The organism is uncultured Nostoc sp. (assembly GCF_937863485.1).
Taxonomy (GTDB): Bacteria; Cyanobacteriota; Cyanobacteriia; order Cyanobacteriales; family Nostocaceae; genus Nostoc.
In genome coordinates this window covers 1-15,156 of the sequence record NZ_CALMFY010000034.1, presented here as the reverse complement: position 1 = coordinate 15,156, position 15,156 = coordinate 1, and the positions used below count along the sequence as shown (strand labels likewise).

At 43.9% G+C, this 15,156-nt stretch carries 12 protein-coding genes; 10 read left to right on the top strand and 2 right to left on the bottom strand.

The annotated features are described in order from the left end of the window. Window positions 1–164: 164 nt before the first annotated feature. The 6 genes from rimP (at window position 165) to Q0541_RS04830 (ending at window position 7,157) form a co-directional block, all read left to right on the top strand. Window positions 165–626, top strand: a complete 462-nt coding sequence (gene rimP / locus Q0541_RS04855; RefSeq protein WP_298906335.1) for a ribosome maturation factor RimP — start codon at window positions 165–167, stop codon at window positions 624–626. Between the two features lie 222 nt (window positions 627–848). Beyond that, window positions 849–2,126 (top strand): transcription termination factor NusA, encoded by a 1,278-nt coding sequence (gene nusA, locus Q0541_RS04850; RefSeq protein WP_298906332.1) that lies wholly within the window; start codon window positions 849–851, stop codon window positions 2,124–2,126. A 148-nt stretch (window positions 2,127–2,274) separates the two neighbouring features. Continuing rightward, window positions 2,275–2,532 carry a YlxR family protein gene (locus tag Q0541_RS04845; protein WP_298906330.1) on the top strand — a complete coding sequence of 86 codons (258 nt, stop codon included), beginning with the start codon at window positions 2,275–2,277 and terminating at the stop codon, window positions 2,530–2,532. A gap of 490 nt (window positions 2,533–3,022) precedes the next feature. After that, complete coding sequence (gene infB, locus Q0541_RS04840; protein ID WP_298906327.1) at window positions 3,023–6,175, top strand: translation initiation factor IF-2; 3,153 nt, start codon at window positions 3,023–3,025, stop codon at window positions 6,173–6,175. 105 nt (window positions 6,176–6,280) lie between these two features. Further along, window positions 6,281–6,901: a low-complexity tail membrane protein gene (locus Q0541_RS04835; protein WP_273766712.1), complete on the top strand. Its 621-nt coding sequence runs from the start codon at window positions 6,281–6,283 to the stop codon at window positions 6,899–6,901. A 58-nt stretch (window positions 6,902–6,959) separates the two neighbouring features. After that, window positions 6,960–7,157 carry a hypothetical protein gene (locus tag Q0541_RS04830; protein WP_298906321.1) on the top strand — a complete coding sequence of 66 codons (198 nt, stop codon included), beginning with the start codon at window positions 6,960–6,962 and terminating at the stop codon, window positions 7,155–7,157. Here the strand turns inward: Q0541_RS04830 and Q0541_RS04825 are convergent. Next, window positions 7,154–7,378 (bottom strand): alpha/beta hydrolase, encoded by a 225-nt coding sequence (locus Q0541_RS04825; RefSeq protein WP_366941810.1) that lies wholly within the window; start codon window positions 7,376–7,378, stop codon window positions 7,154–7,156. The genes Q0541_RS04830 and Q0541_RS04825 overlap by 4 nt on opposite strands. Window positions 7,379–7,671: 293 nt before the next feature. Here Q0541_RS04825 and Q0541_RS04820 point away from each other — a divergent pair, with 293 nt between their 5' ends. Beyond that, entirely contained in the window at window positions 7,672–9,366 is a 1,695-nt protein-coding gene (locus Q0541_RS04820) for a DUF1565 domain-containing protein (RefSeq protein WP_298906318.1), read from the top strand. Between the two features lie 280 nt (window positions 9,367–9,646). Here the strand turns inward: Q0541_RS04820 and Q0541_RS04815 are convergent, their stop codons facing one another. Next, the gene (locus Q0541_RS04815; RefSeq protein ID WP_298906315.1) at window positions 9,647–10,033 is read right to left on the bottom strand and encodes a hypothetical protein; all 387 of its coding nucleotides are present in this window, start codon (window positions 10,031–10,033) and stop codon (window positions 9,647–9,649) included. 719 nt (window positions 10,034–10,752) lie between these two features. Here Q0541_RS04815 and Q0541_RS04810 point away from each other — a divergent pair. The 3 genes from Q0541_RS04810 to Q0541_RS04800 are packed head-to-tail and all read left to right on the top strand — an operon-like array spanning window position 10,753 to window position 14,582. Continuing rightward, entirely contained in the window at window positions 10,753–11,190 is a 438-nt protein-coding gene (locus Q0541_RS04810) for a hypothetical protein (RefSeq protein ID WP_298906312.1), read from the top strand. Between the two features lie 54 nt (window positions 11,191–11,244). Then, on the top strand, window positions 11,245–13,536 hold the full coding sequence (locus Q0541_RS04805) for a GAF domain-containing protein (RefSeq protein ID WP_298906309.1): 2,292 nt from the start codon (window positions 11,245–11,247) through the stop codon (window positions 13,534–13,536). Window positions 13,537–13,583: 47 nt separating this feature from the next. Next, on the top strand, window positions 13,584–14,582 hold the full coding sequence (locus Q0541_RS04800) for a CHAT domain-containing protein (RefSeq protein ID WP_298906304.1): 999 nt from the start codon (window positions 13,584–13,586) through the stop codon (window positions 14,580–14,582). Window positions 14,583–15,156 lie beyond the last annotated feature (574 nt).

Genomic DNA, 15,156 nt, shown 5'->3' with positions numbered 1-15,156 from the left:
CCCCAGCCTCTTGTGCCCAATGCCCAATGCCCAATGCACGACTATAAAAGAAATGCGCTAAACTCGAATTAGGCGAATCATCATTGGTTCGTCACAAGACTTCTTGAAAGATATATCTATCGCAGGAAGTGGGTCGATGCCCACTTTTTTTATTGAATTCTCTCATGGCTCATCCTTTAGTTCCACAAATTATTGATTTGGCGACACCAGTGGCAGAAGAACTGGGATTGGAAGTGGTTGGCGTGGTTTTTCACACTAACCAAAGTCCACCAGTGTTGCGGGTAGACATTCGCAATCCTGAGCAAGACACTGGGTTGAATGATTGTGAGAGGATGAGCCGTGCTTTAGAAGCCTCCTTAGATGCTGCCCAAATCGTTCCAGATGCCTATGTCTTGGAAGTGTCCAGTCCTGGTATTTCGCGGCAACTGGTAACAGACAGGGAGTTTATTTCCTTTAAAGGATTTCCTGTCATCGTCTCCACAACGCCCCCCTACGACGGACAACAAGAGTGGACTGGTCAGTTGATTCGCCGGGATGAGACAGCACTTTACTTAAACCAAAAAGGTCGTGTAGTCGAAATTCCCTGCTCCCTAATTACTAAGGTGCAGTTAGACCAGCGCCGATAAACAAAGGGCTAGGGGTTAGGAGTTAGAGACTAGAGCAGCTTGGCTCAAGGTTAAAGATTAGGGGCTAGAGGTTATGAACTAAGGGCTAGAGATTAGGGGTTAGTGTAAAGCTATTCTCTAATCCCTAGCTCTATCTAATGCGTAGTTTTCAGTCCCCATTACCCCTTATCCCCTTTAGGGGCCCCGAGTTCCCCACTCCCTAATTTTTAAAGGAGATTGCTTATGTCAATGGTTACTTTACCTGGATTAAAAGAATTAATTGAAAGTATAAGTCGCGAACGGAATTTACCCCGGCTTGCAGTTCAATCAGCTATTAGAGAAGCACTAGTCAAAGGCTACGAACGTTATCGTCGCGCCCAAAATTTAGAGCGCAAACAGTTTGATGAAGATTATTTTGAGAATTTTGAAGTAGAACTCGATATTGAAGGAGAAGGATTTCGCGTTCTTTCTACCAAAACCATTGTCGAAGAAGTCAATAACACAGACCACCAGATTTCCCTAGACGAAGTTCAACAAGTAGCTCCCGAAGCGCAGTTAGGAGACTCTGTGGTGCTGGATGTTACCCCTGACCAAGGAGAATTTGGTCGGATGGCGGCGATGCAAACCAAGCAGGTACTGGCGCAAAAATTACGGGATCAACAGCGCCAAATGGTGCAAGAAGAGTTCCAAGATTTGGAGGGAACTGTCCTGCAAGCAAGAGTCCTGCGATTTGAACGGCAATCAGTGGTTTTAGCAGTTAGCAGTAACTTTGGTCAGCCAGAAGTAGAAGCCGAATTACCCAAGCGAGAACAGCTACCCAACGATAATTATCGGGCAAATGCTACCTTCAAGGTATATCTTAAAAAAGTATCCCAAGGTCAGCAACGAGGGCCACAGTTGCTTGTGTCTCGTGCTGATGCTGGTTTGGTGGTTTATCTTTTCGCCAACGAAGTCCCAGAAATCGAAGATGAAGTGGTACGGATTGTTGCCGTAGCTAGGGAGGCAAACCCCCCTTCCCGTTATGTCGGTCCCCGGACTAAAATAGCAGTAGATACTCTTGATCGCGATGTAGACCCAGTTGGCGCTTGTATTGGAGCCAGGGGATCGCGAATTCAAGTGGTAGTCAACGAATTACGCGGTGAAAAAATAGATGTAATTCGCTGGTCGCCAGACCCAGCAACATATATTGCTAATGCCTTAAGTCCAGCCCGGGTGGATGAAGTACGCCTAATGGACCCAGATTCCCGGCAAACTCACGTACTAGTGGCTGAAGATCAACTAAGTTTGGCCATAGGGAAAGAGGGACAAAATGTCCGTTTGGCAGCCCGCCTGACTGGTTGGAAAATTGACATTAAAGACAAAGCTAAGTATGACTATGCAGGAGAGGATGCCAAATTTATAGCTGTAAGAACAAAATATCAATCAGAGGAAGATGATCTTGACTTTGAGGAAGAAGAGTTGGATGAAAATCAGGACGAATTAGAAGAGGAGGATACTTTTGACACTAACGATGATGAATAATTGATTAATTTTGTAAAGTTTTGATACTGTTAATTGTAGTCTCAGTCTCAAGGATTATTTTCTCAAAGGCTACTTGGTATAAGTAAAAAATAGTAATAATAAACTTCTTTTTACATTCCAAATCCTGGACTGAGATCGCAGAGAACCGATGAAACCAAATTATCGGCGCTGTATTAGTTGCCGCAAAGTAGGCTCAAAAGATGAGTTTTGGCGGATTGTCCGCGTCTTTCCATCGGGAAAGGTACAATTGGATCAGGGCATGGGGCGTTCTGCCTATATTTGTCCAGAAACGAGTTGCTTACAAGCGGCTCAAAAAAAAAATCGACTAGGGCGATCGCTACATGCATCAGTGCCAGAAACACTGTACCAAAGCTTGTCGCAACGTCTAGCCCGCACCAATACGTAAAACCAAATTTAGTTGGAATAACTTTGTGAGGTGATCACCAGAGGAATTGTGCCAAAGCCGAAGTCGTGCTTTCATCACACCCTCTGTTGATTGTTAAGGTTAGTGTCAAAATAGTAAATGGGTGTAAAAGGCATTCGGCTCTCTAATAATTAAGAGGGGCGAGGCAACGTTCCCAGAACAAGATGTAATCGATTGTGTTGTGGAAGACTCAGAATCAACAAAACAAGAAACTACAAAATGGCAACCTGGTAGCGCTCAGGCGCAGTTCGGCGTCAAGGGTTCCCATAAAAATCTTTTAAAGAAATTTTTATGGGTCTCCCTCAACCATCATTCCTGGTGGGGATGCCATTATTAAACCGAAACATCTCTCTTTCCTGATTGGAGGCACCGGCAAAAACTGAACGGCAATCTAAAAACAGTAATCCAAGGATGGAGATGTCGCAAACCAGGCAACCATCCGCTAAAACTGTAAATTAAAGGGGAAGAGTGGATGAACAACGGCAAAGTTAGAATCTATGAATTATCAAAGGAATTGAATTTGGATAACAAAGAGCTACTAGCAATTTGCGACCAGCTCGACATTGCGGTCAAAAGCCATAGCAGCACGATTTCAGAATCCGAGGCAGAAAACATCCGGGCGGCAGCAGAAAAGCTTGCAGCTACGAGTGTGTCCGCCAAAAAGGAACTAGGTACAACCAGCCATAAACCAAATTCACCACCGAACGGCGGACCCCCGCGACCTGCTGCACCCCACAAACAGCAAATTTTGGAAATACGCAAACCCAAAATATTGAGAAATACTACCTCCAACGCCCCAGAGGCGTCACTTGCTACCAATACCCAAGCTGCCTTGTCTGAAGCTAATCCTCCCTCTCCTCCACGGCCCTTCGCTACACCAGTCTCACCCATGAAGCCGACGGCACCAACTCGACCTGTACCCCGGAATCAAGCTGAGACTCAAGAGCAACCTACGATCACAGACTTGGAACAAACGCCTAATCCAAATCAGGCGCCGGAAAAAATAGCATCCCAAAAACCGGAAAAAATAGTTCCACCCAGACCGAAATCGGAAAAACCTCAAAAACCGCAACTAGTTGCCCCTCCAGCAAGACCTGCGGAAGAAGTTGTCCAGGTGGCAGATGAGCAAGTATCTCAGGCAGACAAACCGATCCTCAAACGTGACCAACGGCTACGGCCCGTTGAAGGCGATCGCGATCAAATTAAGCCAAAAGTCGCGAAGCTGCCAACTGACCAGTCCCCACAATCTGCACCACAAAGGCAGGCTCGTCCCACTCCTGCACCCAGCAGACCAGAACAGAGGGGCAATAGACCATCTTCACCATCACAACTACCAGAGGGGCAACGGCCCAGACCAGCTCGTCCTGGTGAAGCTGTAGCAGCCGCAATGCCGATCGCTACTCCACCCAGACAGATATCAGGAATAGCAGGCAAATCTCAAGGATTGGGTGATGAGCCAGTCGCACCTGATCTCCTCGATTTGAAACGCCCAAGTCCGCCTCGCCCGACCAAAGGCGGCAAAAAGTGGGTAGAAGAGGAAATAATTGACGAAGTTAAAGAGAAGGCTAAAGCTGGCGTAAAAGGTAAGCGGATCAAGCCGATACTGGATGATGAGTTTGAAGAAGATTTGCTGGATGATGACGATCTCGACGCACCAGCCACCGTCCAAGTCAGCCTTTCCATCGCCCGTCCTCCCAAACCCAAAGCTACTCGGCCTGTACAAATGCCAGGCGCAACCCTTGCTAGCGCCCCAACTGCTAGAGGAAGTAGAAAGTCTGGTTCAAAGTCTGGTTCCAGCCGCGACCATCACCAGAACCGTCGCCAAGAAGCCGAGACAAAGCGTGACCGTCCAGAAAAAGTGGTGGTAACAGGCCCGTTGACTGTGCAAGAGCTGTCTGACGTTTTAGGCGTTGCGGATACAGAGATTGTAAAAATCCTGTTCCTCAAAGGCATGGCGGTGAGTATCACCCAAAATCTGGATATTCCAACAATTACCCTGGTAGGAAAAGAACTAGAAATAGAAGTCGAAACCGCCGAGCCAGAAGCAGAAGCTCGGAAAATTACGGAAATGGTCGGTGCCGAAGACCTAGAATATCTCCACCGCCGTCCGCCAGTCGTGACAATTATGGGTCACGTAGACCACGGTAAAACAACCCTGCTCGACTCAATCCGCAAAACAAAAGTGGCTGCTGGTGAAGCTGGTGGTATCACTCAACACATCGGTGCATACCATGTGGATGTGGAACATGAGGGCAAACCGCAGCAGATAGTCTTCCTGGATACCCCCGGTCACGAAGCCTTTACAGCTATGCGGGCACGAGGGGCGCGGGTAACAGACATTGCCGTGTTAGTAGTGGCTGCTGATGATGGTGTCCGTCCCCAAACCATTGAAGCCATTAGCCACGCCCAAGCTGCGGGAGTGCCAATTGTTGTTGCAATCAACAAAATTGACAAAGAAGGGGCACAACCAGAGCGGGTGAAACAAGAACTCACCCAGTATGGTCTGACCGCAGAAGATTGGGGCGGGGAGACAATCATGGTTCCCGTGAGCGCTATCAGGGGTGAAAACCTAGATACGCTCCTAGAGATGATTCTCTTAGTAGCAGAGGTTGGAGAACTATCTGCCAACCCAGATCGTTTCGCCAAAGGAACTGTGATTGAGGCACATCTGGATAAAGCCAAGGGAGCAGTTGCTACCCTGCTAATTCAGAATGGTACGCTGCGTGTGGGAGATATCTTAGTAGCTGGCTCGGCTTTCGGTAAAGTCCGGGCGATGGTGGATGACAGAGGCAAGAGAGTAGACATTGCTTCTCCTTCCTTTGCTGTTGAGGTGTTGGGTTTAAGTGATGTGCCAGCAGCAGGCGACGAGTTCGAGGTCTTCCAGAACGAAAAAGAAGCCAGAGCACTCGCTAGCGATCGCGCAGACAGACAACGCCTATCCCGTTTGTTACAGGGTCGTGTTACCCTGACAACCCTATCGGCTCAAGCCCAAGAAGGCGAGTTGAAAGAACTCAACTTGATCTTGAAGGGAGACGTTCAAGGTTCGGTGGAAGCCATTGTGGGAGCGCTGAAGCAAATCCCCCAAAACGAAGTCCAAATTCGGATGCTATTGGCTACTGCTGGGGAAATCACCGAGACAGATATCGACTTAGCAGCTGCCAGTAACGCTGTGATTATTGGCTTCAACACCACCTTCGCCAGTGGCGCTAGACAAGCCGCCGATGAAGCGGGTGTAGATGTTCGAGAATACAACGTAATCTACAAACTCCTGGAAGATATCCAAGATGCCTTGGAAGGTCTTTTGGAACCAGAGTTGGTGGAAGAACCCTTGGGTCAAACCGAAGTCCGTGCTGTCTTCCCAGTCGGTCGTGGTGCTGTTGCCGGTTGCTACGTTCAATCTGGCAAGTTAGTTCGCAACTGCAAAGTCAGGGTGCGACGCGGCGGTAAAGTGATCTTTGAAGGCGTCCTTGACTCCTTAAAACGGATGAAAGAAGATACCCGTGAGGTCAACGCCGGTTATGAATGCGGTGTCGGCATGGATAAATTCAATGATTGGGTTGAAGGTGACATCATCGAAGCCTATCAAATGGTTACCAAGCGCCGTACTCTCACCTTAACGAGATAGTGTTAAGGGTAAAATGGTTAGAAGTTAGGAGTGATAAATTAGGAGTTAGGAGTTAAAGGCTGCTAATTCCTAACTCCTAACTCTTAACTCACAACTTTTTATAATATGCATTCATTTCGCTCTGAACCTATTTTGTGGATTCACGTCGCTGGATTGGCGACATTGCCTGTTTTTTTAGTCCTCTGCTTATTGTTCCTATCTGTAGGCGAGCGGTTTTTGCCAGTCTGGATGGAGCTATTCTTAGTTGCTGCCATTGGTATCCTCCCCCTGCTATGGATGCAGTTACGTCGCCCTTTTTATATATTTGCTCTTTTAGGAATAGCCTTAAAGCCAGAAAATCTGACTGAACGGCAGCGAAAAATTCTCTGTTTAATTAATACAAAGTTAAATCGTATCCTGGCATTAGTGGCAGCAGTATTGTCGGTTTGGGTGCTGTGGCATCTCTACCAAATTGCCCCATTAGTCGCAAATTCAGCTAAATTTCTTCCCCAATGGCGCAGCCTCGCACTAGTGCTTGCGGGGTTAGCCTTTTTGGGCAGCAATTTATTTTTACAAATACCTGTGAGTGTAATGCGAGTTTTGGTGACTAATGACACAGAATTCGCTGGACTAGAGCCATTATCTTTAGAAAAGATTAAGCAGGATTTCACAATTTTGGGGGTGCGGGTTAATCAAATCGTGCCCAAATTATTGCAATCCTTGTTTAGGATTAATAGAGATTCGTAGCATACCAATGCCCAATCCCCAGTTACCGTTGAAGTTTAAAACAAAGGAATGAGAAACTATGGCTCAAATTCCAGCTTCTAGCGATCGCCAATTTTCTGCTGATACTGAAATTTGGTATAGCCTCAAATGCGCGATCTCCACTAGTTCCGGTTTTCAACGCTGGCAACTAGAACCTAATGCTCAATTACAGGAAATTAGCTTGGAACAGCAAGTACAACGGTATTTAAGAGAAACTTTAGAAACTTTAGCTTACTAAATACCAAATAAATCTTGTAGGCTTGTTTGCAAGCGACGAAGTTGACGGTATGCACTCTCCAAGCGATGCCTACGGCGGTAAACTACACCATCAACTTCTACTTCATTTGTGAGATAATTCTTAATAATTTCAATCAGCAACACCTGCCCGTTTTGACTCGCAGAAAGTACTAACGCGGCTTGTAAAGCCTGTCGATCTGCTCTGGGAGACGGTGTATAAATAACTAAACCCCTAGTACAGCTTGGCGGTAAAATCTAGCTACCATCTCAATTAACACGACTTGGGGCAAAATCCCCTTGTTAAAGGTAGACAAACTGACGCTACAGTGTACTAGTAGAAATTTATAAATAAAATAATATAACTAATGTATAAGTTCTGTGATCTATCTAGGGAATTTAGCTGAATTAGTGCTAATCATCCAGTATAGTTTGGCATGGGTTTTAAAGCAGCTATAAGTCTGCTAACTTCAACCTTGTTCGACATACTGTAATTCAGCACATCACAGACGGAAAAAATGAAATATCGGGGTTTTTACATTTCTCTAGCGAAAAATTTTCGCCTTTTTTCTAGCAGTAATCTCAGATATACTTTACGCGTGGGAGCCGGACTAACGGCAATGCTTGTTGTTTCTAGTGGGTCAATACTACTACCGGGTGAGGTTAATGCTGGTGCTACTCACCCAGAAGGTATCGCCCCAACTCTCACAGCGCAAGCGCCTGCAACTGCCGCAGTGATTTACGTTAATTCAGCAACTGGTGCAGATAGTGCTGGTGCTGGTACAACGTCAGCTGCACCCTATAAAAGTATCAGTTTCGCTCTCAGTCAAGCCCAAACAGGTGCAGTTATTCAATTAGCACCTGGGAACTATAACCAGGAAAGTGGCGAAACCTTCCCTCTGTCGCTTAAACCAGGGGTAACATTACGGGGTGATGAAGCTAGTAAAGGTCAGGCAATATTGATTACAGGTGGAGGATTTTACACTAGTCGCACCTTTGCCAGGCAGGACATTACCATCCTTGCCGACCAAGATACCACGATTACTGGTGTCACCGTTACCAACCCAAATAGCCGGGGTACGGCTGTGTGGGTGGAGTCAACTAATCCCGTTATCAAAAACAGTACTTTTACTAACAGTGTCAGAGAAGGTGTTTTTGTCACGGGTACAGCCAATCCCAAAATTGAAAGTAACCTTTTTGTGCAAAACAAAGGCAACGGGATTTCAGTTGCTAGAGCTGCCCAAGGAGAAATCCGGAATAACATATTTCAGGATACTGGTTTTGGTCTAGCGATCGGTGGCACTTCCACACCCCAAATTGTGGAAAACCAAATCATCGAAAATCAAGATGGTCTTTTTATCTCAGAGTCAGCAAAGCCCATATTGCGTAAGAATGTCATTCAGAACAATAAGCGGGATGGCTTAGTAGCAACTGTCAACGCTCTACCCGACCTTGGCACCAACGAAAATCCTGGTGGCAATCTTATCCGCAATAACACTCGTTATGATCTGAACAACGCCACCAAAACCGGTAAAATTGTCGCTGTTGGCAACGATATCGATCAGAAAAAGATTTTTGGCTCAGTAGATTTTGTTGCCGCAACTGTTGATGTACCCCCTGGAGGGCCTGTGGCCTTTAAGGATGTGCCAGCAAATTACTGGGCAAAAAGCTACATCGAAGCTTTAGCCTCCCAAAATATTATTGCTGGCTTTCCTGATCGCAGCTTTAAACCCAATGAACCTGTAACCCGCGCTCAATTTGCCACTATTGTCACTAAAGCTTTAACACCACCAAGCAAACGCGCAGGCATTCAGTTTAAGGATGTAGCAAGTAATTTCTGGGCTTACGCTGCAATTCAATCTGCTTATCAGAGTCAATTTGTTTCTGGTTATCCCGATGGGACTTTTAAACCACAGCAGCAAATTCCGAGAGTGCAGGCGTTAGTAGCTTTAGCGAATGGTTTGGGCTTAACTGCGAATAATCAGAGTGTCCTTTCCTTTTACACCGATGCTGCCCAGATTCCTGATTATGCGATCGCTCCTGTTGCTGCCGCAACTGCACGGCAACTAGTGATCAACTATCCCACAGCGAAGCAACTCAATCCTAATCGTCAGGCGACTAGAGCTGAAGTTGCTGCCTTTGTTTACCAGGCACTCGTCAATGCTGGACGTGCCCAAGCAATTCCTTCATCCTATTTGGTAACAGTTCAGTAAATGCGTAGTTAGCAAATTAGAAGCGCCAGACTAAGAAATTATCAGTCTGGCGCTTGCAATTAATGTGAGTTTTATTAGTTTTAGGGTTTTGTAAACATAAAATTTGGGGTCTTTAAATATAACTAACCCCATTTGAATGTGATTGATTTTATGGTCAGGGTCTTTATATTGGCTGACCCCGTTTCAACGATTTCTAGGTTCTCAGAAATTTTTGCTTTTTGGAATTTCCTAATAATTTTTTTATTTTTTCTCTCTTAATATTTTAATCTTCATAAAAGCATTAATAAATTTGAAGAATATAAAGATATAGAACCAACCCTTTCAAGGTGTCTGTTTTTAGGTATTGTTTTTGGGATAGAATTTTAGCTGTAGAAACATGGGGTCGTTTGGAAGGACGAGTACGTTTTAGTGCCCTTCTTGCGTTTTTTGGTGCGCGAGGGTGGGACGCAAAAACAACTAAATTAACGCGATCTGCCAAATCTCGAAGTATGTTGGTCAGTTCAATTAGATTCATTTTTGCAAAAACCTTACTGACTTTAGCAGTTTGTTCAAATACTGTTCCTCCTTCTACTGAACCAATATGGCGAAATTCTGAGGCATCATACCAAGGAAAACATTGATGCTCTCGGATGATGAAATAGCCCTTTCTCGCTACGATACCACTCAAAAAGTTCAAAGTGCAGAAATTTCGGTCAGTTATCCACACATTGCTCATATACTTACGCATAGCAATATAATTCCTAAAATAAGATTATGTTATATTAATTTGCGCTACAAAAAATCAAGTTTATTATTTTATTTTATTAAAAGCAAAACCTCTATAACGCGTTGGGTTGACAATTTAAATTAAATGTAGGTATAATTACTGAACCTACTTTCTATAGGAATTTTGTTTGGCTTGTGTAAAATAATCACCACGCTTCAACCTTGGTTTATAGGAAGTATCCCACTTTGGAAAAAATACCTGGTGATGGGAAATCGCACACCAGTTACTACCATATGGGTTATGCGAAGGAGTACAAATCGGCAAAGCCGGATACTAACATTCTGTGGAGGGAAATACTCCGAGCGAACTTTGGAGAGTGCTCGAGGTAGCGAGTTGCAGGAGGTTAACCCGTTGTAGCGTATTTTTCAGACATCTGGTCTATTTAGTCTTAGCGAGCAGAGGAGTACCAGTGGCAATTTAGCGAAGCCCAATGCGGGAACTTGCCAAAATGGGATGCACTCTGTTGAAGCAAGATTCCAGAGCAAACAACTAATAGTTTTCAGGTTCTAAGCTAGGGCATAGAACACAATAGATTTCGTAATTAATCAAGTTTTTGTCTGGCATTCTACTCAATTTGGCTCAGAAATAGGGGTGCTATGGTTGCCAAGCAGAGAAAATCAATGGAAAAAACCTTTGAACAAAGAATTTCGGAGGCTTTACGCCAGGTAGAACGAGCTACCTCAAATCTGTTTAAGCTAGACAATATTCTTGACGAAGTTTGCCGAAACATTCAGGTGCAGGGTTTTGATTACGCTAATATATCCTTAATTTCTCCCGAACAAAACACTATAGAGGGAGTACACGCCAGTGGCGTTGCAATGAAATGGACTACTTTGGCAAAACATTACATTGAGAAAGACCAAGCATTAAGAGATATTCAAGCAGACATAGTCCAATCTCTTCAAACTGAGATCATTTCTGGATGGGATAAACGATTTGACCGCTGGATTTATCGTGAGTACCAACATGAAAACTTCGTTCGTGTCTTTACACCTATCGTATTAGTTCAAGATGACAACGGTAGGGTTATTAAAAATTGGTTTGAGCGCTGTGAATGAGAAAAAATTGTTCTTCTCGAAGAAAACAGAGAAGGACAGCATGAAATTTTTCAAATGCGTCTGCCAGAAGATTTGCAACCGCAGAGGAGTAAAACAGATATTGTAGTAATAGGTACTGTGGAAGCTGGCTACTGCTCTGTTGAAAGACGAATTGATTACCAACAATTAGTTGAACTCCTTCTATATATTGCTCGTCGGTCTTTAGATATTTGGCAAGCACAGCTTCCTCGTGTTTTAGAAACTATCGCAGAAACAGCCAAGAAACTGCTCAATGCTGATGCTGCTACCCTCCATTTTTTATACGAGTCAGATCAAGAACAAGAACAAGGTCGCTACATTTATAATGTTTTTTCTCGTGGAATTGGCAAGCAATACCTCAAGGCTTGTCCACCTCGTAATTATGGATTAGGGCGGCAAGCAATTAGTGAGAAAAAGTACAAGTTTATCCCTAATTTATCTCAAGGTCATGACAGGCTAGAAATGGCAAAGTTAAACCCGAAAGCTTTTGCAGCAGGTGTTAAAGCGATGGCAGCTTTTCCATTACTGGTTGACGGCAAAGAAGGAGTCCTGTACGTTATTTTCCGGGGTAACTATTTATTGTCTGCACAGAAACTGCGTTTGGTGGAACTCTTCGTAACGCGTTGGGCTGTTGATGCCATTTTGCACACTACGAGATTCCAACAAATGCGTGATGAAGCGCGGCAAAGAGATGCGCTTCACTCAGTTACTCAGTCCCTTAGTCGTATACCTGAAGATAGTAATCTCCTGCGTCGTATTGCCTGGAATACTTTGAATGTCTTAGGGGCAGATGTCGTTACTATCTATGAGTATATCCAGACAGAAAGGCAATTTATCACTCCCCCTAAGATAGCGGGGTGGCTTAAGGAAGAGCAGAAGATGGATCGAGAGATTGGGGAAAATAATGTACCATTCTTGCTAATCAAGCGTGGAGAAAACTTTTATGCTATGAGGCAAGAAGAAGTATCTATATTTCAGCATTCTTCCTTTGGTCACCGAGAAAGAATCAAGTCCGTTGCTGGTGTACTACTAAAGGTAGATAAAGATATTGTTGGGGTAATGTTTATCAATTATCGCCGACCTCACAATTTCTCGGAAGATGAGAAAAAGGTTATTGAAACTCTTGCTTCTTCAGCTGCGATCGCAATCCATAATCAAAGGTGGCTAACAGCTAGGAATGAAATAAACCGCCAGATTATAACTACTCTAGATCACGAAAAACTACTTAACCTAATTGTGCAGCAAGCGGTAAAAATCACAGGCGCTGATGTCGGAGTTATTTCTCTATTTAATCCCGGTGAGCAAAAGCTATTAGCAAAAGCTAAGTATCTTGTAAAGAATATAGAATTTGACTCATCTGATAGACTTGACAGTATCAGTATAGATGAAGGGATCACAGGTTGGGTGGCAAAATATCGCCAATCGGCACTGGTGAATAATGTCCAGACTGACAATCGGTATCAAGCCTATTTTGCGAACATACATTCTGAGCTATGCGTGCCACTCTTAGACAAGGATAGCAACGTATTTGGAGTGCTAAATGTGGAAAGCCGCCGAATTTCAGCATTTAACCAGATACACCAGCCGATGCTGGAAGCCTTAGCAAACCAAGCAGTTATTGGCATCCAAAACTTGGAAAACAAAAAACAACTTGTCAATATGGAAACTATAGCTACTCTGGGCGACTTGGCTGGGCCGTTAGTGCATCACATGCATAATGACATTGGTGCAATTCGCGTCTTGGCAAAGAATATTTATGCTCAAGGCAATGATTACAGCAAAAAAAAAGCTTCGATGATTCTCTCTTTGGTGGAGCGAGTTCTCCAAGGAACAGATCGGATGACAAGCTGGATTAAAGAGAATAATAATCAGCCCATCAATATTTGCCAGATAGTAGTTGAAGCACAAGCTCGAATATCCATATCTCCGGAAATTACCCTAAGTATTGATATACCGGACAACTTGCCCAAAGTGTTAGGAGGCGAACAGCAATTAACAGATGTTTTTGATAACCTCATCCAAAATGCTGTAGATGTGATGCCACAAAGAGGAGAATTATCCATAATTGGCATAAGTGTACAACGAATGGCAAGGTTTTGGGTTGAAGTACGAGTTTGTGACACCGGAATGGGTATTGTAGCAGAGAATATAGAAAAGATTTTCCTACCTGGCTACACTACGAAAGATGAAAAAAGAGGTATGGGTTTTGGCTTGTGGTGGACAAAAACTTATGTTGAACGTTTAGGCGGATATCTGGCGGTGGAAAGCTTACCTGGTAAAGGGTCGCAATTCATTGTGCTACTGCCTGTACACAAGCCAAAAGCTTAACCATGAACTAGGTTTCAGGTAGCATAAGTGGTGGTAAAGAGTAACCAATGACAGTTTTCAAAGTTCTCCTGGTTGAAGATCATCCATTTTGGCAAAAAATTCTTGCAGATGAGACTCATAGTGCCTTGAAAGGTATTGGACATCCGGAAGACATAATCAAGGTTGTTAAGACTTTTGATGAAGCTTATCAAGCTCTTGAGGAAAGCCATTGGCATTTGCTGATCACTGATATTGGTCTGGGTGATTCCTCCGTATCGGCGCAAAAACTGGGAACATTTCTAGTTAAACGTGCCCATGAACTAAAAGTAGCAGCTATTGGAGTCAGTGGAACACCTTTACTGACTCATCAAAACGTCCGTGACCTGATATTAAAGTACGGGGTATCCGATTTTTTTAGTAAACGCGATTTTGATAGCAACCAGTTTATGACCAAAGTCCAAGAACTGCTGCAAAAAGCAGTCCAGACGATAGAACCCAATACAATTAAAATTTTGTTTTTAGCATCCGATCCCAGTGATGGTTCTCGCTTACGCTTGGGACAAGAGTTGCGAGATATCCAACTAAGACTGCAACTAGCCAAACAGCCAAATAAATTTTTGCTAGAGCATCGATGGAGTGTACGTGTAGCTGATATCAGTCAGTCGATACTGGATGTTGAGCCTCATATTGTACATTTTTCTGGTCATGGTATGAACACTGGCGAGCTTTGCTTTGAAAATGAATCAGGAACAGTTCAGTCAGTTAAGCCTGATGCTCTAGCTGACTTGTTTGCACTTGTAGACGAACAAGTCAATTGTGTAATCTTGAGTGCTTGTTATTCAGAAACTCAGGCCGAAGCGATCGCTAAACATATTCCATTTGTGATTGGCATGAACCAAGCAATTGGCGATCAAGCGGCGATCGCCTTTGTTGTTGGTTTTTACAAAGCGCTGAGTGCCAATCGTTCGATAGAGAAAGCTTACAAGTTTGGCTGTGCAGAGATTAAACTTCAAGGTATTGCAGAGCATTTAACTCCGATTATTTGCAAAAAACACCAATTTGAGTGAAAAATATAACCCTAAAACTCACATATAGCAGAGAATAGGGAACAGTTAAGATACAAGTTGTAATTTTTAGCCTTAACTGAACTGTATTGAAATACAACCCTAAAACTCACATACATAAATAATAGGACTTACGTAATGTATAAATTAATCATCGTATGGATTTACCATGCATAGGTCGTTTCAGGCTTTGATTAATCGTTCTTTGATGGTAGATATACCCGCACTGTAGGGGTTTAGCAATGCTCATACGTGTCAACTTAAGGCAAAAGCCAGTCTAGAACAAGCTTTTAGAGGTGCCTCGAAAAGAAGTCTCCGACTGGGAATGCCTAATGAGAGGCTCTGCCTCAAGACTAGCGGCACCGCAATGAAAGAGCATTTCCAGCCAGAGGCTCTTAACGAGGTTTTAAAAGAGTTTTAGCTTAAGTTGACACCAATAAGCAATGCTAAACCCCTACGATAAATATGGTTTTTCCAGTCAAACATATTTTGTATTTCCTGTCAATGCGTAAGTCCTAAGATTAGCCCTTTCAAGGTGTTGTGTGATGGGCAGATTTGTAGTTTGGTAAAAAGAGGT

What these genes read in the sequence shown, in the direction of transcription:
- rimP (WP_298906335.1), top strand. Translation starts at nt 165, where the DNA reads ATGGCTCATCCTTTAGTTCCACAAATTATTGATTTGGCGACACCAGTG.
- Q0541_RS04845 (WP_298906330.1), top strand. Translation starts at nt 2,275, where the DNA reads ATGAAACCAAATTATCGGCGCTGTATTAGTTGCCGCAAAGTAGGCTCA.
- Q0541_RS04835 (WP_273766712.1), top strand. Translation starts at nt 6,281, where the DNA reads ATGCATTCATTTCGCTCTGAACCTATTTTGTGGATTCACGTCGCTGGA.
- nusA (WP_298906332.1), top strand. Translation starts at nt 849, where the DNA reads ATGTCAATGGTTACTTTACCTGGATTAAAAGAATTAATTGAAAGTATA.
- infB (WP_298906327.1), top strand. Translation starts at nt 3,023, where the DNA reads ATGAACAACGGCAAAGTTAGAATCTATGAATTATCAAAGGAATTGAAT.
- Q0541_RS04810 (WP_298906312.1), top strand. Translation starts at nt 10,753, where the DNA reads ATGGAAAAAACCTTTGAACAAAGAATTTCGGAGGCTTTACGCCAGGTA.
- Q0541_RS04800 (WP_298906304.1), top strand. Translation starts at nt 13,584, where the DNA reads ATGACAGTTTTCAAAGTTCTCCTGGTTGAAGATCATCCATTTTGGCAA.
- Q0541_RS04830 (WP_298906321.1), top strand. Translation starts at nt 6,960, where the DNA reads ATGGCTCAAATTCCAGCTTCTAGCGATCGCCAATTTTCTGCTGATACT.
- Q0541_RS04805 (WP_298906309.1), top strand. Translation starts at nt 11,245, where the DNA reads ATGCGTCTGCCAGAAGATTTGCAACCGCAGAGGAGTAAAACAGATATT.
- Q0541_RS04820 (WP_298906318.1), top strand. Translation starts at nt 7,672, where the DNA reads ATGAAATATCGGGGTTTTTACATTTCTCTAGCGAAAAATTTTCGCCTT.